At 73.6% G+C, this 19,186-nt stretch carries 13 protein-coding genes; 6 read left to right on the top strand and 7 right to left on the bottom strand.

The genetic code is table 11. From position 1 onward, the window contains the following. Nucleotides 1-58: 58 nt before the first annotated feature. Nucleotides 59-3,622: a methionine synthase gene (gene metH, locus ABD993_RS03765; protein ID WP_345412670.1), complete on the bottom strand. Its 3,564-nt coding sequence runs from the start codon at nucleotides 3,620-3,622 to the stop codon at nucleotides 59-61. Nucleotides 3,623-3,686: 64 nt separating this feature from the next. Between metH and ABD993_RS03760 the strand changes: the two genes are divergently transcribed. Then, nucleotides 3,687-4,580, top strand: coding sequence for a PAC2 family protein (locus ABD993_RS03760; protein ID WP_345412668.1), 894 nt, complete (start codon nucleotides 3,687-3,689; stop codon nucleotides 4,578-4,580). Next, the gene (locus tag ABD993_RS03755) at nucleotides 4,577-5,686 is read left to right on the top strand and encodes an MFS transporter (RefSeq protein WP_345412823.1); all 1,110 of its coding nucleotides are present in this window, start codon (nucleotides 4,577-4,579) and stop codon (nucleotides 5,684-5,686) included. The genes ABD993_RS03760 and ABD993_RS03755 overlap by 4 nt, the downstream gene beginning before the upstream one ends. A 98-nt stretch (nucleotides 5,687-5,784) precedes the next feature. Here the strand turns inward: ABD993_RS03755 and mshC are convergent, their stop codons facing one another. After that, complete coding sequence (gene mshC / locus ABD993_RS03750) at nucleotides 5,785-7,023, bottom strand: cysteine--1-D-myo-inosityl 2-amino-2-deoxy-alpha-D-glucopyranoside ligase (RefSeq protein ID WP_345412666.1); 1,239 nt, start codon at nucleotides 7,021-7,023, stop codon at nucleotides 5,785-5,787. 113 nt (nucleotides 7,024-7,136) lie between these two features. Next, nucleotides 7,137-8,105, bottom strand: a complete 969-nt coding sequence (locus tag ABD993_RS03745; protein WP_345412664.1) for a bile acid:sodium symporter family protein — start codon at nucleotides 8,103-8,105, stop codon at nucleotides 7,137-7,139. 79 nt (nucleotides 8,106-8,184) lie between these two features. On the opposite strand from ABD993_RS03745, the gene ABD993_RS03740 reads away from it, so the two are divergent. After that, nucleotides 8,185-9,027 (top strand): LysR family transcriptional regulator, encoded by an 843-nt coding sequence (locus ABD993_RS03740; protein WP_345412662.1) that lies wholly within the window; start codon nucleotides 8,185-8,187, stop codon nucleotides 9,025-9,027. 66 nt (nucleotides 9,028-9,093) lie between these two features. Here ABD993_RS03740 and ABD993_RS03735 read toward each other — a convergent pair whose 3' ends face one another. Continuing rightward, entirely contained in the window at nucleotides 9,094-9,750 is a 657-nt protein-coding gene (locus tag ABD993_RS03735; RefSeq protein WP_345412660.1) for a TetR/AcrR family transcriptional regulator, read from the bottom strand. A 53-nt stretch (nucleotides 9,751-9,803) separates the two neighbouring features. On the opposite strand from ABD993_RS03735, the gene ABD993_RS03730 reads away from it, so the two are divergent. Together ABD993_RS03730 and ABD993_RS03725 are read left to right on the top strand one after the other, a co-directional pair. Then, nucleotides 9,804-11,384, top strand: a complete 1,581-nt coding sequence (locus ABD993_RS03730) for a carboxyl transferase domain-containing protein (protein ID WP_345412658.1) — start codon at nucleotides 9,804-9,806, stop codon at nucleotides 11,382-11,384. Nucleotides 11,385-11,389: 5 nt separating this feature from the next. After that, entirely contained in the window at nucleotides 11,390-13,348 is a 1,959-nt protein-coding gene (locus ABD993_RS03725; RefSeq protein ID WP_345412655.1) for an acetyl/propionyl/methylcrotonyl-CoA carboxylase subunit alpha, read from the top strand. 129 nt (nucleotides 13,349-13,477) lie between these two features. On the opposite strand, the gene ABD993_RS03720 is transcribed toward ABD993_RS03725, so the two are convergent. Then, nucleotides 13,478-14,599, bottom strand: a complete 1,122-nt coding sequence (locus ABD993_RS03720) for a hypothetical protein (RefSeq protein ID WP_345412653.1) — start codon at nucleotides 14,597-14,599, stop codon at nucleotides 13,478-13,480. A 106-nt stretch (nucleotides 14,600-14,705) separates the two neighbouring features. Between ABD993_RS03720 and ABD993_RS03715 the strand changes: the two genes are divergently transcribed. Beyond that, a complete protein-coding gene (locus ABD993_RS03715) occupies nucleotides 14,706-15,842 on the top strand; it encodes a tyrosine-type recombinase/integrase (protein WP_345412650.1) in 1,137 nt (378 codons plus the stop codon). Here the strand turns inward: ABD993_RS03715 and ABD993_RS03710 are convergent. Beyond that, nucleotides 15,821-17,785 carry a VWA domain-containing protein gene (locus tag ABD993_RS03710; RefSeq protein WP_345412648.1) on the bottom strand — a complete coding sequence of 655 codons (1,965 nt, stop codon included), beginning with the start codon at nucleotides 17,783-17,785 and terminating at the stop codon, nucleotides 15,821-15,823. The two genes, ABD993_RS03715 and ABD993_RS03710, sit on opposite strands and share 22 nt — an antisense overlap. Next, nucleotides 17,778-19,178 carry an ATP-binding protein gene (locus ABD993_RS03705; RefSeq protein WP_345412645.1) on the bottom strand — a complete coding sequence of 467 codons (1,401 nt, stop codon included), beginning with the start codon at nucleotides 19,176-19,178 and terminating at the stop codon, nucleotides 17,778-17,780. The genes ABD993_RS03710 and ABD993_RS03705 overlap by 8 nt, the downstream gene beginning before the upstream one ends. Between the last annotated feature and the right edge of the window lie 8 nt (nucleotides 19,179-19,186).

Genomic DNA, 19,186 nt, shown 5'->3' with positions numbered 1-19,186 from the left:
TAGGTCCGCACGAGGGTGCCGTTCGTGCGGATCGGAGCCGGGCCCCGACGAGCGCGCCTCACCCGGCATTGAAGTACTTCGCCTCCGGGTGGTGGGCGACCAGCGCGTCGGTGGACTGCTCGGGATGGAGCTGGAACTCCTCGGACAGGGTCACGCCGATGCGGCCCGGCTCCAGCAGGTCGATGATCTTCGCGCGGTCGTCCAGGTTCGGGCAGGCGCCGTAGCCCAGCGAGTACCGGGCGCCGCGGTAGCCCAGCTTGAAGAAGTCCTCGATGTCCGTGGGGTCCTCCTCGGCCAGGCTCCGGCCCGTGGCACCCCAGGTCAGCTCCTCGCGGATCCGCTTGTGCCAGTACTCCGCCATCGCCTCGGTGAGCTGCACGCCCAGGCCGTGGACCTCCAGGTAGTCCCGGTAGGCGTCCTTCGAGAACAGCTCGTTGGCGTAGTCGGCGATCGGCTGGCCCATGGTCACCAGGTGCAGCGGCAGGACGTCGATCTCGCCGTTCGCGATCGCGAGCTCGCGCGGGCGCCAGAAGTCCGCCAGGCACAGGTTCCGGTCCCGGCGCTGGCGCGGGAACGTGAACCGGTAGCGCTCCGGCGCGTCCGGCCGCGGCTCGGTGAGCACCAGCAGCGAGTCCTTCTCCGACACCGCGGGGAAGTAGCCGTAGACCAGCGAGGCGTGCGCGAGCACCCCGTCCGCGGTCAGCCGCTCCAGCCAGTACCGCAGCCGCGGCCTGCCCTCGGTCTCGACGAGCTCCTCGTAGGACGGCCCGTCCCCGCCCTTGGTCCCGCGCAGGCCCCACTGCCCCAGGAACAGCGCGCGCTCGTCCACCATCCCGGAGTACTCCGACAGCGACAGCCCCTTGACGACCCGGGTGCCCCAGAACGGGGGCGTCGGGACCGGGTTGTCCACCGCCACGTCCGACCGCTCGGGCAGCGGTCCGGCCGCCTCGGCCTCGGCCGCCTTGCGCTTCGCGGCGATCCGCTTGGAGCGCTCGTGGCGCTCCTTGCGCTCGGCCGCCTTGCGCTCCTCGTCCGGGTCGACCGCGGGGGTGAGCCCGCGCAGCCGGGACATGGTCTGGTCCATCAGGCGCAGGCCCTCGAAGGCGTCCCGGGCATAGGAGACCCGGCCCTCGTAGACCTCGGTGAGGTCGTTCTCCACGTACGAGCGGGTCAGCGCGGCGCCGCCGAGCAGCACCGGCAGCCGCGTCCCGCGGGAGTTCATCTCCTGCAGGTTCTCCTTCATGATCACCGTGGACTTGACCAGCAGCCCGGACATCCCGACAGCGTGCGCCCGGTGCTCCTCCGCGGCCTGCAGGATCGTGGAGATGGGCTGCTTGATGCCCAGGTTGACCACGGTGTAGCCGTTGTTGCTCAGGATGATGTCCACGAGGTTCTTGCCGATGTCGTGGACGTCCCCCTTCACCGTGGCGAGCACGATCGTGCCCTTGCCCTCGTCGTCCGACTTCTCCATGTGCGGCTCGAGGTGGGCGACCGCGGTCTTCATGACCTCGGCGGACGCGAGCACGAACGGCAGCTGCATCTGCCCGGAGCCGAACAGCTCACCGACGGTCTTCATGCCCGCCAGCAGCGTGTCGTTGACGATCTCGAGGGGCGGCCGGGTGGTCATCGCCTCGTCGAGGTCCGCCTCCAGGCCGTTGCGCTCGCCGTCCACGATCCGCCGCTCCAGCCGCTCGAACAGCGGCAGCCCGGCCAGCTCCTCGGCCCGGCTCGCCCGCGCGGACGTGGCGGTGACGCCCTCGAACAGCTCCATGAACCTGTTCAGCGGGTCGTAGCCCTCGCGGCGGCGGTCGTAGACCAGGTCGAGCGCGACGGCGCGCTGCTCGTCCGGGATCTTCGCCATCGGGATGATCTTCGCGGCGGACACGATCGCGGTGTCCAGCCCGGCCTCGACGCACTCGTGCAGGAACACCGAGTTCAGCACCTGGCGCGCCGCCGGGTTGAGGCCGAAGGAGATGTTGGAGATGCCGAGCGTGGTCTGGACCTCGGGGTAGCGCCGCTTGAGCTCGCGGATCGCCTCGATGGTCTCCAGGCCGTCCCTGCGGACCTCCTCCTGCCCGGTGGTGATCGGGAAGGTCAGGGTGTCGACGACGATGTCCTCGACGTGCATCCCGTGGTTCGTGGTCAGGTCCTCGATCAGCCGCGACGCGACGCGGACCTTCCAGTCCCGGTCCCTGGCCTGGCCCTCCTCGTCGATGCACAGCGCCACGACCGCGCAGCCGTGCGCCCGGACCAGCTCCATCGTGCGCTGGTAGCGCGAGCCGGGCCCGTCCCCGTCCTCGAAGTTGACGGAGTTGACGATCGAGCGACCGCCGAGCAGCTCCAGGCCCGCCTTGAGGACCTCGGGCTCGGTGGAGTCCAGCATCACGGGCAGGGTCGAGGCCGTGGCCAGCCTGCCCGCGAGCTCCTCCATGTCCCGGACGCCGTCCCGGCCGACGTAGTCGATGCACAGGTCGATCAGGTGCGCGCCCTCGCGGGTCTGCTCGCGGGCGATCGCGACGCAGTCCTCCCAGCGCTCCTCCAGCATGGCCTCGCGGAACTTCTTGGAGCCGTTGGCGTTCGTCCGCTCCCCCACCATCAGCACCGAGGTGTCCTGGCGGAAGGGCACGGGCGCGTACAGCGACGCGACGCCGGGCTCGGGGCGCGGCCTGCGTTGGGCGGCGGTGACCTGCGGGATGGCGTCCGCGACGGCGCGGACGTGCGCCGGCGTCGTCCCGCAGCAGCCGCCGACCAGCCGCAGCCCGTAGTCCCGGACGAAGACGGACAGCGCCTCGGCGAGCTCCTCGGCGGTGAGGGGGTACTCGGCGCCGTTCTTGCCCAGCACCGGGAGGCCGGCGTTCGGCATGACGGACAGCGGGATGCGCGACTGCTTGGACAGCGTGCGCAGGTGCTCGCTCATCTCGGCGGGCCCGGTGGCGCAGTTGAGCCCGATGAGGTCGATGCCCAGCGGCTCCAACGCGGTGAGCGCGGCGCCGATCTCCGAGCCCAGCAGCATCGTGCCGGTGGTCTCGACGGTCACGCTGGTGATGATCGGGACGCGCCTGCCCTCGAGCCGCATCGCCTCCTGCACGCCCAACACGGCCGACTTGACCTGCAGCAGGTCCTGGCAGGTCTCGATCAGGAACGCGTCCGCGCCGCCTGCGAGCAGGCCCCGCCCGGTCTCGGTGTAGGCGTCCCGCAGGGTGCCGAACCGCTCGTGGCCCAGCGTGGGGAGCTTGGTGCCGGGGCCGATCGAGCCCAGCACGAACCGCTCCCCGCCGACCTCGTCCGCGGCCTCGCGGGCCAGGGCGGCCCCCCGTTCGGCCAGCTCGCGGATGCGGTCCGCGATGTCGTAGTCGGCGAGGTTGGGCAGGTTCGCGCCGAAGGTGTTCGTCTCGACGGCGTCCGCGCCCGCCTCGTAGTAGGCGCGGTGGATCCCGCGCACCACGTCCGGCCGGGTGACGTTGAGGATCTCGTTGCACCCCTCGAGCCCCGCGAAGTCGTCGAGCGTGAGCTCGGCGTTCTGGAGCATGGTGCCCATGGCACCGTCGGCGACCACCACGCGCTGGGACAGGGTCTCCAGGAGCGTGGTGTCGAAGCTGTGATCTGACGCGGCTGCGTTCACGGCTGACACTCCACCAGAGTACGGCTGTCCACCGTGCTAGATGCGCGCGCCGTAGGGTGGACGGATGACCGAGCGAGAGCAGCGTGCGGGGGTGCCCTCCGATCTGCCGGACCTCGTGGACCCGGTGATGATCACTGCGTTCGAGGGCTGGAACGACGCGGGTGAGGCCGCGAGCACCGCGCTCGAGCATCTCGAGCTGAGCTGGGACGCCGAGCCGCTGGGCTCGATCGACCCCGAGGAGTACTACGACTTCCAGGTCACGCGGCCGCTGGTCCGGATGGCGCAGGGCGTCACGCGGCGGATCGAGTGGCAGACGACCCGGCTGTCGGTGGCGAAGCTGCCGGGCAGCGAGCGGCACGTCGTGCTGGTGAACGGGATCGAGCCGAACCTGCGCTGGCGCACGTTCTGCGGCGAGATCCTGGAGTACGTCGAACGGCTGGGCGTGACCAAGGTCATCAACCTGGGCGCCATGCTCACCGACATCCCGCACACCCGACCCACCCCGGTCCGCGGCAGTGGCTACGACTCGGACTCCACGGAGAAGCTGGGCGTCGAGCCGTCGACCTACCAGGGGCCCACCGGCATCGTCGGGGTCTTCCAGCACCTGTGCATCGAGGCGGGCGTGCCCGCGCTGTCCTACTGGGCCGAGGTCCCGCACTACGTCTCGCAGGCCCGCGTGCCCAAGGCCGCCGTGGCGTTGCTGCTGCGAGTCGAGGACGCGCTGGACGTCGAGGTCCCGCTCGGCGGGCTGCCCGAGCAGGCCGAGGAGTGGGAGCGCACGGTCAACGAGATGGCCGAGGCGGACGACGAGGTGCGCGAGTACGTGCGCCAGCTCGAGCAGCAGGCTCAGGACGACGAGGAGGAGCAGCCCGTCGACCTGACCGAGACCAGCGGGGACGAGATCGCCAAGGACTTCGAGCGCTACCTGCGCCGCCGCGGCCCCGGCGGCGCGAGCTGAACCTGCGCAGGGCCGGGCTCTACCTCGGCGGGTTCCTGGGCCCGTTCGGCGGCGGGATCACCACGGCGATGCTGCCGGAGCTGGGCGGGTCCTTCGGGATCTCCCCCGCCACGGCGTCGACGTCGCTGACGGCGTTCCTGCTGCCGTTCGCCGCGGCGATGCTGGTCTCGGGCACCCTCGGCGAGCGCTGGGGCCGGTCGCGCACGGTCCGGCTCGCCTACGTCCTCTACTCGCTGTCCTGTGTGGCCGCGGTGCTGGCCCCGTCCTGGGGGCTGTTCCTCGGGGCGCGGATCGTGCAGGGGCTGGCCAACGCCTTCACCACCCCGTTGATCATGGCGGCGCTCGCCGCGTCGGTGGTGCCGGAGGCCCTCGGTCGGGCGCTGGGCTGGTACGGGTCGCTGCAGGCCGCGGGCCAGACGTCGGCGCCGCTGGTGGGCGGGCTCGCGGCCGAGGTGGAGTGGCACTACGCCTTCTACGGGGTCGCCGTGGTGGCCCTGCTCCTCGCCGTGGTCGGGATCCCGCGGGAGGAGCGGGCCGCGGGCCGGGCGCGGGCCACCCTGCGCAGCGCGCTGCGGCCCCAGGTGCTGCGGCTGGGTCTGGTCGCCGGGCTCGGCTGGGGCTGTCTCGCGGGCGCGGGGTTCCTGGTCGCCCTCCGGCTGGCGGACGTGTTCGCCCTGGACTCGGGGCCGCGCGGGCTCGTCCTGACCGGGCTGGGCGCGATGGGGATCCTCACCGCGCGGCTGGTCGGGGCGGCCGTGGACCGGGTGGGTGCGCGGCGCTGTGTCGTCGTCGGCGCGGTGGCGGGCGGGCTGCTGCTCGCCTGCGTCGGGCTCGCGCCGGTCGTGTGGCTGGTCGCGGTGCTCTGGGTGCTGGCCGGGATCCCGAGTCAGCTCCTGCTGGTCGGGGTGAACGCCCTGGTCCTGGGCGGGCCGGGGGCGAACCGGAGCGGCGCGGTGTCGGTGGTGCAGTCGCTGCGGTTCTTCGGCGCCGCCGCCTCCCCCGCAGGCCTGCCGCCGATCTACCACGCGGACCCGCTCGCGGCCTTCCTCGCCCCGGCCGCCCTGCTGGTCGCCGCCGTCCCCGCCCTGGTCCCCCGCCGCCCCTGACCGCCCCGGTCGCACGTTTCGTGCCGTCAGCGCGGCATGATCACCGGTTCCGTGCGCTCACCGCGGCGCAAGCCACGCTGAGAGCACGAAACGTGCAGTCAGAGCGCGATGCCGAGAAGGGCGTCGATCGCCGCGCGGGCCTCGGCCGGGGCCGCGGCGTCCGTGCCTCGCCGCTCCAGCGCCTCGGTCGCCCACGCGTCGACCGCCGCCAGCGCGCGGGGGGTGTCGAGGTCGTCCGCCAGGTGCTCGCGCAGCCGCGCCACCAGGCTCGACGCCGACGGGCCCGCCTCCAGTGCGACGGCCTCCCGCCACCGCGCCAGCCGCTTCTCCGCCGTGGCCAGCAGCTCGTCCGTCCAGGGCCGGTCCTCGCGGTAGTGCCCGGAGATCAGGGCGGCGCGGATCGCGTTGGGGTCCACGCCCTGTGACCGCAGCTTCGACACGAACACCAGGTTGCCGCGGGACTTCGACATCTTCTCGCCGTCCAGCCCGATCATCCCGGTGTGCGTGTAGTGCCGGGCGAAGGGGTGCTCGCCGGTCAGCGCCTCCGCGTGGGCCGCGCCGCACTCGTGGTGCGGGAAGATCAGGTCGGAGCCGCCGCCGTTGAGGTCGATCTGCGTGCCCAGCCGGTTGAGCGCGATCGCCGCGCACTCGACGTGCCAGCCCGGACGCCCCCGACCCAGGTCGGACTCCCACGCGGGCTCGCCGGGTCGCTCCAGGCGCCACAGCAGTGCGTCGACCGGGTTGCGCTTGCCGGGCCGGTCCGGGTCGCCGCCGCGCTCGCGGGACAGCCGGAGCATCGTCTCCGCGTCGTAGGTCGACTCGTAGCCGAAGTGGCCCGTCGACGCGGAGTCGAAGTACACGTCCGGGTACTCCGGGTCGTCGATCCGGTAGGCCGCGCCGTTGGCCACCAGCTTCCCGACCAGCTCCGCGATCTCCGGGATCGCCTCGACCGCGCCGATGTAGTCCCGCGGCGGGAGCACCCGGAGCTCCTCCATGTCCTCGCGGAACAGGGCGGTCTCGCGCATGCCCAGGACCACCCAGTCGTCCTGGTCCCGCTCGGCCCGCTCCAGCAGCGGCTCGTCGATGTCGGTCACGTTCTGGACGTAGTACACCTCGTGCCCGAGGTCCCGCCACAGCCGGTTGACCAGGTCGAACGCCAGGTAGGTGGCGGCGTGGCCGAGGTGCGTGGCGTCGTACGGGGTGATGCCGCAGACGTACATCGTGGCGGTGTCACCCGGGGCGGTCGGGCGGACCCGCGCGGTCGAGGTGTCGTACAGGCGGAGCGGCGGACCGCTCCCCTCGAGCGCGGGGAGGTCGACGGAGGCCCAGGTGTGCATGAGTCCAGCCTAAATGCTCGCCGGGTGTGCTCCGTCCTGTCGTTGCTCACCTCCGCCACGCACAGCCGGGCCGCGACGTCGAGACCCTCGGGGTGGTCCCGGCGGGGGCGAGGTCAACCCTGGAGCACGGGCTCCCGGACCTCGCGGCCCAGGCGCCCCGCGATCACCGCGCAGGCCATCAGCTGGATCTGGTGGAACAGCATCAGCGGCAGCACCAGCAGACCGACCTGCCCGCCCGCGAACAGCACCCCGGCCATCGGCAGCCCGCTGGCCAGGCTCTTCTTCGACCCGCAGAACAGGACGGTGATCCGGTCCTCGCGGTCGAAGAACCGGGCGGGGACGAACCAGGTCAGGGCGAGGACGACGGCGAGCAGCACCACACACGTCCCCACCAGGGCGGCGAGGGCGCCCAGGGACAACCGGCCCCAGATCCCCTCCACCATCCCCTCGCTGAACGCCACGTAGACCACCAGCAGGATCGAGCCGCGGTCCACGACCTGCAGGTACCTCCTGTTGCGGCCCACCCAGCCGCCGATCCAGCGGCGCAGCACCTGCCCGAGGACGAACGGCGCGAGCAGCTGCAGCGCGACGTCCAGCACCGCGCCGCCCGAGATCCCGCCCTGCGCCGACAGCAGCAGCCCGGTCAGCAGCGGCGTGACCACGATGCCCAGCAGGTTGGACAGCGACGCCGCGCAGATCGCCGCGGGCACATTCCCCCGGGCCACGGAGGTGAAGGCGATGGACGACTGCACCGTCGACGGCAGGCAGCACAGGAACAGCACCCCGAGCGTGAGCTCGGTGGGCAGCACGCTCGCGGGCACGAGCTGGATCAGCAGCCCGAGCAGCGGGAACGCCACGAACGTTGCGGCCAGGACGGTCCCGTGCAGCCGCCAGTGCCTGAGCCCCTCGATCGCCTCGCCGGTGGAGAGCCGGGCGCCGTAGAGGAGGAACAGCAGCCCGATGGCGACCGTCGTCGCGTGCCCGAACCCCTCCGCCACCGCCCCGCGCGCGGGCAGCAGCGCGGCGATCCCGACGGTGACCAGGATCAGCGCCAGGAACAGGTCGATCTTCACGCGACGCACGGGTACCAGGGTGAGCGGTTCGCGGTCATTCGGAAACCCGTGTACCGCTCTGTCTGTCAGTGCGAACTATGATGACCGCGTGGACCCCGTCCTGCTGCGCTCCTTCACGGCCGTCGCGCGGGCGCTGTCGTTCACCCGCGCCGCGGCGGCGCTCGACCTGCGTCAGTCGACGGTGAGCCAGCACGTCAGGCGGCTGGAGGAGACGGTCGGACGGACCCTGCTGGACCGGGACACCCACCGCGTCGCGCTCACCGCGGACGGCGAGGCGATGCTGGAGTACGCCGGGACGATCCTGGACGCCACCGACCGCGCCCTGGCCCACTTCCGCGGCGCCGACGTCCGGCAGCGGCTGCGCCTCGGCGTCTCCGAGGACCTCGTCCTCACCCGGGTGCCGACGATCCTCGCGGACTTCCGGAGCAGGCACCCCGCCGTCGACCTGGAACTGACGGTCGGGCTGAGCGAGACCCTCGAGGCTGCGCTGGACCACGGCGACCTGGACCTGGTCTTCGCCAAGCGCTCCCCCGGCCGGACAGGTGGCACCCGGGTCTGGCCGGACCGGTTCGTGTGGTGCGGGGCGCCCGGCACGCGACTGGCCCCGGACGCGCCGGTCCCGCTGGTCGGCTACCCGCCACCGAGCCTGTCCCGGGCCGCCGCGATCGCCGCGCTGGAGGCGGCGGGGCGGGCGTGGCGGGTCGCCTGCACCAGCGGCTCGCTGTCAGGCCTGCGGGCCGCGGCGCTCGCGGGCCTGGGGGTCGTGGCCCACGCCGAGACCCTCCTGCCCGCAGGCCTCGTCCCGATTCCGGGCCTTCCACCGCTGGGCGGCTTCGACTTCACGCTGCAGACCGGCAGGCGCACCCTCTCGGCACCCGGCGACGCCCTCGCCCGCGCGATCCTCGACAGCGCCGCCACCCTCCGCACCTGACCCCCGCGAGTCCCCCACTTCCCGCGCCCGAGTCGGACATCGCCGACTCGACGAGCCCGACCGCGGTCAGCCGGGCAGGCGCGCCGGGGTCCGTCGGACGACCCGCACGGCCTCGGTCAGCACCGCGTCGAGGTCGTCGGCGCCCGGGCCGGTCCGCAGCCCCTGCAGGATGTCCCGCGCGAACACCCCCGCGATCTGCTCCACGGACTGCGGCCCGTCCGGGCGGTACCAGGTCCAGGCGTAGTTGCACATGCCGAAGACGTGCAGCGCGGTCAGCCCCGGGTCGGTGGTGCGGAACTCCCCCGCCGCCACCCCCTCGCGCAGGATGTCCACGACGATCCCGGTGTACCGGACCCGCTGGGTGCGCACGAACTCCCTGAGGTCCCCCTCGAAGTAGCGGACGAGCTCCCGCAGGCAGGTGAGGCTGGCGGCGCGGTCGTCCCGGTGCGCGGCGAGCAGCGCGTAGATCATCGCGACCAGCCGGGAGGTCGGGTCCGGGAGGTGGGCGCGCACGTAGTCCGCCTCGGCGAAGCGGCGGCCGAAGTAGGTCACGTGCACCTCGCCGAGCACCGCCTCCTTGCTGCCGAAGTGGTGCAGGATCGTGCCCTTGCTCAGCCCGAGCTCCGCCGCGACGTCCGCCAGGCTCGTCTCGGCGTACCCGCGGTCGGCGACGTGCTCGGCGAAGACGCGCAGGATCGCGTCGCGGGAACTGGGCCGGACCATGCGGGGACTCTAGCCCATTGCTGACTGAACGTGCGGTCAGTTACGGTGGCGGCATGACGACGCAGACGAGCGCGGCACCGGTGCTGCGCAGCGCGGCCGACCCCGCGTCGGAGCGGTTCGCGCGCCAGGCCGAGTCGCACCGGTCGCTGGTGGCGGACCTCAACGCCCGGCTGGCCACGGCCCGACTCGGCGGCCCCGAACGTTCCCGCGCCCGGCACGTCGAGCGCGGGAAGCTACTCCCCCGCGACCGGGTGGACTCCCTCGTCGACCCCGGGTCGCCGTTCCTCGAGCTCTCCCCGCTGGCCGCGCACGGCCTCTACGAGGGGGACGCCCCCGGTGCCGGGATGATCACGGGCGTCGGACGGGTGTCGGGCCGGGAGTGCGTGATCGTCGCCAACGACGCGACGGTCAAGGGCGGCACCTACTACCCGATGACCGTGAAGAAGCACCTCCGGGCGCAGGAGGTGGCGCTGCACAACCGGCTCCCCTGCCTCTACCTGGTCGACTCCGGCGGCGCCTTCCTCCCCCGGCAGGACGAGGTGTTCCCCGACCGCGAGCACTTCGGCCGGATCTTCTACAACCAGGCCACCATGTCCGGGCTCGGGATCCCGCAGATCGCCGCGGTCCTGGGCTCGTGCACGGCGGGGGGCGCCTACGTGCCCGCGATGAGCGACGAGGCCGTGATCGTGCGCAACCAGGGCACGATCTTCCTCGGCGGCCCGCCGCTGGTGAAGGCCGCGACCGGCGAGGTCGTCACCGCCGAGGAGCTCGGCGGCGGGGACCTGCACTCCAAGGTCTCCGGGGTCACCGACCACCTCGCGGACGACGACGCCCACGCCCTGCGCATCGTCCGCTCCATCGTGGGCACCCTGGGCCCGCGCGCCGCCCCGCCGTGGGAGCGGATCCCCACCGAGGACCCGGTCGTGGATCCGGCCGAGCTGTACGGCGCCGTCCCCACCGACTCGCGCACCCCGTACGACGTGCACGAGGTCATCGCGCGGATCGTCGACGGCTCCCGGTTCCACGAGTTCAAGTCCGAGTACGGCACCACCCTGGTCACCGGGTTCGCGCACCTCCACGGCCACCCCGTCGGCATCATCGCCAACAACGGCATCCTGTTCTCCGAGTCCGCGGTCAAGGGCGCGCACTTCGTCGAGCTCTGCGACCAGCGCGGCATCCCGCTGGTGTTCCTGCAGAACATCTCCGGGTTCATGGTCGGCCGCGAGTACGAGGCGGGCGGCATCGCCAAGAACGGCGCGAAGATGGTCACCGCCGTGGCCTCCACCCGGGTGCCGAAGCTGACCGTGGTCATCGGCGGCTCCTTCGGCGCGGGCAACTACGCCATGTGCGGGCGGGCCTACTCGCCCCGGTTCCTGTTCATGTGGCCCAACGCCCGCATCTCGGTCATGGGCGGCGAGCAGGCCGCGACCGTGCTCGGCACCGTCGGCAACACCGATCCGGACGCCATCCGGGACCAGTACGAACACCAGGGCCACCCCTACTACTCCACGGCCCGGCTCTGGGACGACGGCGTCATCGACCCCGCCGACACCCGCACCGTCCTCGGGCTGTCCCTGTCCGTCGCCGCCAACGCGCCCCTGGCCGACCCGGCCTTCGGCGTCTTCCGGATGTGAGGCCCATGTTCTCGACAGTGCTCGTCGCCAACCGCGGGGAGATCGCGGTCCGGGTCATCCGGACGCTGCGGTCGCTCGGCATCCGGTCCGTCGCCGTGTACACCGACCCCGACGCGGCGGCGCCGCACGTCGCCGCGGCGGACGTGGCGGTGCACCTCGGGCCCGCCCCGTCCTACCTGTCCACCGAGAAGGTCATCGCGGCCGCGAAGGCCACCGGCGCCGAGGCGATCCACCCCGGCTACGGCTTCCTGTCCGAGAACACGGCGTTCGCCGCCGCGTGCGAGGAGGCCGGGATCGTCTTCGTCGGGCCGCCCGCGAGCGCGATCGAGGCGATGGGCGACAAGATCCGGGCGAAGCAGACCGTAGCGAAGGCCGGCGTGCCGGTGGTGCCCGGCTCGGACGGCGTCGGGCTCTCGGACGCCGAGCTGACGGCGGCCGTCACGGACATCGGCTACCCGGTGCTGCTCAAGCCCTCCGCGGGCGGGGGCGGCAAGGGCATGGTCGAGGTGCACCGGGCCGAGGACCTGCCCGAGGCACTGGCCGGGGCCCGACGGGTCGCGCGCAGCTCCTTCGGAGACGACACCCTGCTCGTCGAACGGCTGGTCACCTCGCCGCGGCACATCGAGATCCAGGTGCTGGCGGACGCGCACGGGAACGTCGTGCACCTCGGCGAGCGCGAGTGCTCGCTGCAGCGGCGCCACCAGAAGATCGTCGAGGAGGCGCCGTCGCCGCTGCTCACGCCCGCGCAGCGGGAGGCGATGGGGCGGGCCGCCTGCGACGCCGCCCTGGCCTGCGGGTACGCGGGGGCGGGGACCGTCGAGTTCATCGTCGACGGGCGCGACCCCGACTCCTGGTTCTTCATGGAGATGAACACCCGGCTCCAGGTGGAGCACCCGGTGACCGAGGAGGTGTACCGCGCCGACCTCGTCGCGCTGCAGCTGCGGATCGCCGCCGGGGAGCGGGCGCCGTGGCCGACCTTCCGGCCGCAGGGCCACGCGGTCGAGGTCCGGCTCTACGCCGAGGACCCCGGCGCGGGGTTCCTCCCGACGGGCGGGCGGATCCTGGCCTGGCGCCCGCCTTCGACCGTCCGGGTGGACTCGGGCATCGCCGAGGGCGGCGTCGTCGGCTCCGACTACGACCCGATGCTGGCCAAGATCATCAGCTGGGGCGGGACCCGGGACGAGGCGCTGCGCCTGCTCGACTCCGCGCTCGCGGACACGGTGTTGCTCGGCGTCGGCTCCAACCTCGGGTTCCTGCGGGCACTGCTCGCCGACCCGGACGTCCGGGCGGGGAACCTCGACACCGGGCTGGTGGGCCGCCGCCTCGACGCGCTGACCGCCACCGACCTGCCCGCCGCGGCCCTCGGGGCGGCGACGGGGGTGACCCTGCTGGACCTCGAACCGCGCGGCGCGATCGTCGACCCGTTCGACGTCCCGGGCGGGTGGCGGCTCGGCGAGGACGCCTGGACCACCCGGCGGATGCGGGTCGCCGGGCACGAGCCGGTCGAGGTCCGCGCCCGCGGTCGGGCCGCCGCGGCCGAGGTGTCGATCGACGGCGGGGCCCCGATCGCCGTCGCCACGGTGCGGGACGGGGACGGCTACCACCACACCCAGGACGGGATCACCCACGGCTGCGTCGCCGTGCGGGACGGGTCCACGCTCTGGCTCTCCTTCGACGGGCGCATCTACGCGATCGGCGAGCAGGAGGCCCTGGAGGCCGCGGCCGAGGCGGCGGCGGGCGCGGGCGGCCCGGTCCTCTCCCCCATGCCCGGGACCGTGACGGTCGTCGAGGTGGCGGAGGGCCAGGAGGTGACCGCGGGGCAGACCCTGGTCGTGGTCGAGGCGATGAAGATGGAGCACGTGCTGACCGCCCCGGTCGACGGCACGGTCCGCGAGCTGCGGGCGAGGGTCGGCGGCACGGTGGCCAAAGACGCGGCACTGCTGGTGGTGGAAGCCGCGGAATGATCGCTCGCCGCGGGATCCGAGCCCCGCCGGTGTGGCTCGGGAACCGCGGGTGAGCCGGTCGCTCGTGGCGGCGCGGGTACGCGCCCGGGCTGACCGCCCGGTGACACCGACCGGACGCCTCGTGGGTCGTCAGGTGCCCGTGGCGCGCAGGGTGCGGAGCTCGTGGTCGGCGGCGCCGAGCTGTCGGTGCAGGTCCGCGAGCCGGGCGGCCGCCTCCTCGTCCCGCGCCGCCAGCCGGTCGCGGTGCTCGCGGTCCCGAGCGGCCAGGTCCGCACGCCACCGGGCCTGCGCGGCCGCGGACTCCGCACCCGCCCGCTCCTCCACCGCCGCCACCGCGTTCCGGGCCTGCTCCCGGGCCGCCGCCACCGCCGCGCTCGCCCGTTCCTCGGCCGCCGCGACGTCCGCGCGACGGCGGTCCTCGGCCACCGCGGCCCGATCCGCCAGCTCCAGGCGGTGGCTCTCGCGGAGCTCCGCTAGCTCGGTGTGATGCCGGTCGGTCACCGCGGCCAGCTCCCCGCGGTGTCGCTCGGCCGCCGCGGCCAGTTCCTCCGCCGCGCGAGCCGCCTGTCGCTCGGCGCTCGCCCGGGCCTCGGCGGCCGCGTCCTCGGCGACCCGGAGGGCGGCGGCGGTCGTGGCCAGACGGTCGGAGACCTCGGCGGTCCGAGCCGCCGCGGCCTCGGCGAGGTCCTCCGCCCGGGAGACCCGCTCCTGCAGCGCCTCGATCCGGCCCTCGGCGCGCAACCGGTCCGCGACGGCTGCGGCCGCCGCCCTCTCCGCCTTCCCGCGCTCACGGTCCGCCCCCTCCGCGAACGCCACCGCCTCCACGGCCCGGGCCTGCGCGTCCGCGGCCTCCTGCGCGGCCGCGGCGGCGCGGGCCTCCGCCTGTTCGCGCGCCCCGCGGGACTCCGCGGCCTCCGCACGGGCCGCGTCCCGGTCCGCCAACGCCGCCCGGGTCGCGTCGCGGACCAGCGTGCGGGTCTCGGTCACCGCGGAGAGCAGGTCCCCGAGCGGTTCGGCCGCGGCGTCCAGCTGCTCCGCCATCCGGTCCAGGACGACGGCGTGTCCGAGCGGGTCCTCCGGCTGCAGTGACTCGACCGCGAGGAACGCCGCCTCCGCGGCCTTGCAGCTCAGGTCGTTCGCGCCCCAGGTTCTGCCGTCCTGGCAGTACCGGGGCCGGTTCCCGCGCCCCTGCGACACCGGCAACGGCGCTCGGCAGTGCCGGTACGCGCACAGGCGTTCGGTCTGTTCCACATCCACAGGATTACATATCAATCTGTATTATCGGAATTTGGATATGCGCTACCTGTCAACTCGGGAGAAACCCCCTTCTCCCGGGTCAGGCGCTAGGATCCGGCGCGTGAGCGACGCAGAAGTGGGCCTCCCCGCTCGACGGCAGACGGCAGTCCTCGCCGACCTGCCCACCCGCCTCCGTGCGCTCGACGCCGCCGCGGACCGCTACCTCGAGGACGGGCGGGTCGCCGGGACCCGCGCGGCCTACGCCCAGGACTGGGCGGCGTGGACCGACTACACGCGCTGGGCCGGGATCCCGCTGCTCTCCGGCGGGCGGGGCGCGCTCGTCGGGTTCGTGCTCTGGTGCCAGCAGGGCGGGCCGCGGCTGGACCGCCCGGCCGGCGAGCCCGCGGCGCCGGCGACCATCCGCCGTCGGATCGCGGGGGTGCTGCACGGGCTGCGGCGGTTCGGGGCGGAGATCGACCCGCGCGGCCCGGAAGCCGCCCGCGAGGCGCTGGCCGTCTACCGGCGGCGGCTCGCCGAGGAGGGGGTGCGGCGCGGGCGGGGGCAGGCGGTCGCCGTCGACCTGCCCGCCGTGCTCGCGATGTCGCGGGCCTGCCCGGACACCCGGGCCGGGCTACGGGACCGCGCGATGCTCACGATCGGCTTCTACGGCGCCACCCGGGCCAGCGACCAGGCACATCTGCGCGCGGCGGACGTGACGGTCGAGCAGAACGGGCTCGTCCTGGACGTCCGGGTGGGCAAGACAACCGGCCGCAGCGCGCTCCCCCGCCGTCGCCACCCGCTGCTCTGCCCGCGCACCGCGTGGCTGGCCTGGCGCGAGCTCACCGGGCCCGGCGGCCCCGCCTTCCGCCGGATCGACCGACACGACGTCGTGAGCGAGAAGGCCCTGTCCCCCGACGCCGTCACCGCGCTGGTCGCGCGCGCCGGCGAGCGGGCCGGGCTCCCGCACCCCGTGACCTGCCACTCCCTGCGCGCCGGCTTCGCCACGGAGTCCTACCGGGCGGGAGCCGCCCTGCTCGACATCGCGACGCAGGGCCGCTGGGCCCCGGGCAGCCAGGAGCTCTTCCGCTACATCCGCACCGTCGACCAGTGGCGCCACAACGCCGCCGACGCGCTCGACCTCCCCCCTGACCGCACTCCCCCAACCGCACACCCCCGACCGCACGAACGGCACTCTTGTGCGGACCTACCGCACAAGAGTGCCGTTCGTGCGGAAGGTCAGGAGCGGCGCTTCAGGTAGTCCGCGACCACCTCGGCGCCCAGGCCGTCGAGGGACGGCGTCACCACTCGACCGCCCACGCGCTTCGCCACGTCGTCCATGAACGCCGCGAGGCGCGGGTCGTCTCCCAGGACGAAGAAGGTGAACGCGGCCTTGAGCCCGGCGAGCTTGTCCAGCTCCCCCACCGTCGCCCGCAGGGTGTGCGGGCTGGGCGGGTAGTCGAAGTAGGCCTCGCCGTCCGGCTCCAGGTGCGCGGTCGGCTCGCCGTCGGTGACGACCAGGACCACCGGCGTGGCGTCGGAGTTCCTGCGGAGGTGCTGTCCCGCGAGCAGGAGCGCGTGGTGCAGGTTCGTGCCCTGCGCGTACGCCCCCTCCAGGCCGACCAGCTCGCCGATGTCCACGGACTGCGCGTGCCGCCCGAACGTCACGAGCTGCAGCGCGTCCCCGCGGAACCGGGTCGAGACCAGCTGGTGCAGGGCCAGCGCGGTGCGCTTCATCGGCACCCACCGCCCCTCGGCCACCATCGACCACGAGGTGTCCACCAGCAGCGACACCGCGGCGCGGGTCCGCTGCTCCGTCTCGACGATCTCGACGTCCGTCACGTCGAGCGCGCGGCTGTCGCCGGACGCCCGCCGCAGCTGCGCGTTGAGCAGCGTGCGCGGCACCGACCACGCCTCGGTGTCCCCGAAGGCCCACGGCCGGGTCTGCCCGGTCGCGTCTCCCGCGGCCCCGGCCCGGCGGGTGTCCCGCTGGCCCGTGCGCCCGGAGAGCTGCTCGGAGACGTCCCGCAGGATCGACTGCCCCAGCCGCCGCAACGCCTTGGGCGACAACGTCAACGACCCGTCCGCGGCCCGTTCGAACAGGCCCTGCCGCTGCAGCTCGCGCTCCAGCTGGGCCAGTGCGCGGGCGTCGACGCCCGCCTGCTCGCCGAGCATCTCGGTGAGCGCGTCCAAGTCGATGTCGTCCAGCCGGGCGCCCGGGTAGCTCTGCGAGAGCTGCTCCGCGAGGGAGTCCAGCTGTCCCAGCTCCTCCAGGGCACGCGTCGCCTCGCCCATGCCCATCGGGTTGTCCCCGCGGAACCGTCCCGACCCGTCCCAGTCCTCGCCGGGGCGCAGGCCCTGGAGCTGGGCGTCCAGCCGGGCCATCTGCTGGGCCAGCCGAGGGTCGCCGAACGCCTGCTGCGAGAGCTCCATCAGCTCGGCCCGCTGCTCGGCGGACATCGAGTTGAGCATCCGCTGGGCGGCGGCGGAGCGTTGGGCGAGGGTGTCGATGAGCTCGTCGGTGTTCTGCGGGTTCTCCGGGAAGAAGTCCCCGTGCTCCCGCATGAACTCCTGGAACTGCTCGGTGGTGTCCTGCCCGTTCGCGTGGTTCTCCAGCAGGGAGTTCAGCGACTCCATCATGGAGTTGATGCGCTCGACGTCCTCCGGGGTGGCCCCCTGCAGCGCCTGCTTCATCCCCTCGAACCGCTGGTCCATCATCTCGCGACCGAGCAGGTCCCGGATGTCCTCGTAGGCCTGGCGCGCGTCGGCCGACCGCCAGTCGTACTCGTTCAGCTCGCGGACCGCGCCGCCGGTGTCGTTCGGCAGCGCGTCCAGCTGCATCTCACGGAACCGCGCGTCGACTGAACCTTCAGCGTCCTCGTTCCGCAGAGCCTCGCGCTCGGCGTCGAGGGCACGCTGCAGGAGCTCGCGGACCTCCTGCAGCGTGCCGTCGATCCGGTTGTCCCGCTGCAGGTCCCGGCGGCGCTGCCAGACCTGGCGGGTCAGGTCGTCCAGCCCCCGGTTCTCGCCCAGCCCGCGGCGCAGCAGCTCCTGGAGGGCCTGGCGGGGCGAGGACCCCTCCATGACGTCCCGGCCGACCTGGTCCATGGCCGCGCGGATGTCGAACGGCGGGGCGAGCGGGTCCGGGCCGCCGTCGTAGGGCCCGTAGGCGTAGCGGAGTCTCCTGCGGCGTGGATCAGCCATATTCCACCGTGTCGCCGTCGTCCGTCTCGTCCTTCGCCAGCTTGCGGGTGAGGAAGAGGTACTCGAGCGCCATCTCGGCGGCCGACGCCATCGGCCCGGGGTCCTCGGTCCCCTCGGCCCCCAGTCGCCTGGCCACCTCGGTGAGCACGGCGACGGCGGGCAGCTTGGCGACGACCTCGGCCGCCGCCACCCGCTCCCCCGTCCGCACGGGCCGGGACGCCACCTCGTGGGCCAGCTCGGAGAGGTCGACGCCGCGCAGGGCGAACCGCGCGGTGTCCGCGATCGCCCGGCGCAGCAGGTGCTCGAGGATCTCCTCCTCGCGCCCCTCCTCACCGGACTCGAACTCGATCTTGCCGCGGAGTACGGCAGGCACGGCCTCCAGGTCGACGGGCCGGGCGTACGCCCTGCGCTCGCCGACGATCGCGGCCCGGCGCAGCGCCGCCGCCGCGACGGTCTCGGCGGCCGCCACGGCGAACCGCGCCGACACACCGGAGCCCTGGTCGACCGCGGAGGACTCCCGCAGGTGCCGGGTGAACCGCGCGACGACCTCGATCAGGTGCCGCGGGACCTCCGCGGCCAGCTCGGCCTCCTGGACGACCAGGTCGACCTCGTCCGCCACGGCGAGCGGGTAGTGCGTGCGCACCTCCGCGCCGAAGCGGTCCTTGAGCGGGGTGATGATCCGGCCGCGGTTGGTGTAGTCCTCGGGGTTCGCGGAGGCGACCAGCAGCACGTCCAGCGGCAGGCGCAGCGTGTAGCCGCGGACCTGGATGTCCCGCTCCTCCATCACGTTGAGCAGGGCGACCTGGATGCGTTCGGCCAGGTCCGGCAGCTCGTTGATGGCGACGACGCCGCGGTGGGCGCGCGGGACGAGTCCGAAGTGGATGGTCTCAGGGTCGCCCAGCGAGCGACCCTCGGCGACCTTGACCGGGTCCACGTCGCCGATCAGGTCGGCGACCGCGGTGTCCGGGGTGGCGAGCTTCTCGGTGTACCGCGCGGAGCGGTGCACCCAGGTGACGGGCAGGTCGTCGCCCAGCTCGGCGGCGCGGCGGAGGGTCTCCGGCGCGATGGGCTCGTAGGGGTGCTCACCCAGCTCGGAGCCCTCGATGACGGGCGCCCACTCGTCGAGCAGGCCGACGAGTGAGCGGAGCAGTCGGGTCTTGCCCTGGCCGCGCTCGCCGAGCAGCACGATGTCGTGCCCGGCGATCAGGGCCCGTTCGAACTGGGGCAGGACGGTGTTCTCGAAGCCGACGATCCCCGGCCAGGGGTCGCGGCCCTCGCGCAGCGCGGCGAGGAGGTTGTCACGGATCTCGGACTTGACGCCCTTGAGCACGTGCCCGGAGGCACGGAGGGCACCGAGGGAGCGGGGAAGATCGGCGGGTGCAGTGAACGGCACGGATTCCA

The organism is Pseudonocardia xishanensis, assembly GCF_039541715.1.
GTDB classification, from domain to species: domain Bacteria; phylum Actinomycetota; class Actinomycetes; order Mycobacteriales; family Pseudonocardiaceae; genus Pseudonocardia; species Pseudonocardia xishanensis.
This window is presented reverse-complemented; position numbering and strand designations above follow the sequence as displayed.

Bases quoted from the DNA above. Each gene is read 5' to 3' on its own strand.
- ABD993_RS03710 (WP_345412648.1), bottom strand. From the start codon at position 17,785: ATGGCTGATCCACGCCGCAGGAGACTCCGCTACGCCTACGGGCCCTAC.
- ABD993_RS03760 (WP_345412668.1), top strand. From the start codon at position 3,687: ATGACCGAGCGAGAGCAGCGTGCGGGGGTGCCCTCCGATCTGCCGGAC.
- ABD993_RS03730 (WP_345412658.1), top strand. From the start codon at position 9,804: ATGACGACGCAGACGAGCGCGGCACCGGTGCTGCGCAGCGCGGCCGAC.
- ABD993_RS03725 (WP_345412655.1), top strand. From the start codon at position 11,390: ATGTTCTCGACAGTGCTCGTCGCCAACCGCGGGGAGATCGCGGTCCGG.
- ABD993_RS03735 (WP_345412660.1), bottom strand. From the start codon at position 9,750: ATGGTCCGGCCCAGTTCCCGCGACGCGATCCTGCGCGTCTTCGCCGAG.
- mshC (WP_345412666.1), bottom strand. From the start codon at position 7,023: ATGCACACCTGGGCCTCCGTCGACCTCCCCGCGCTCGAGGGGAGCGGT.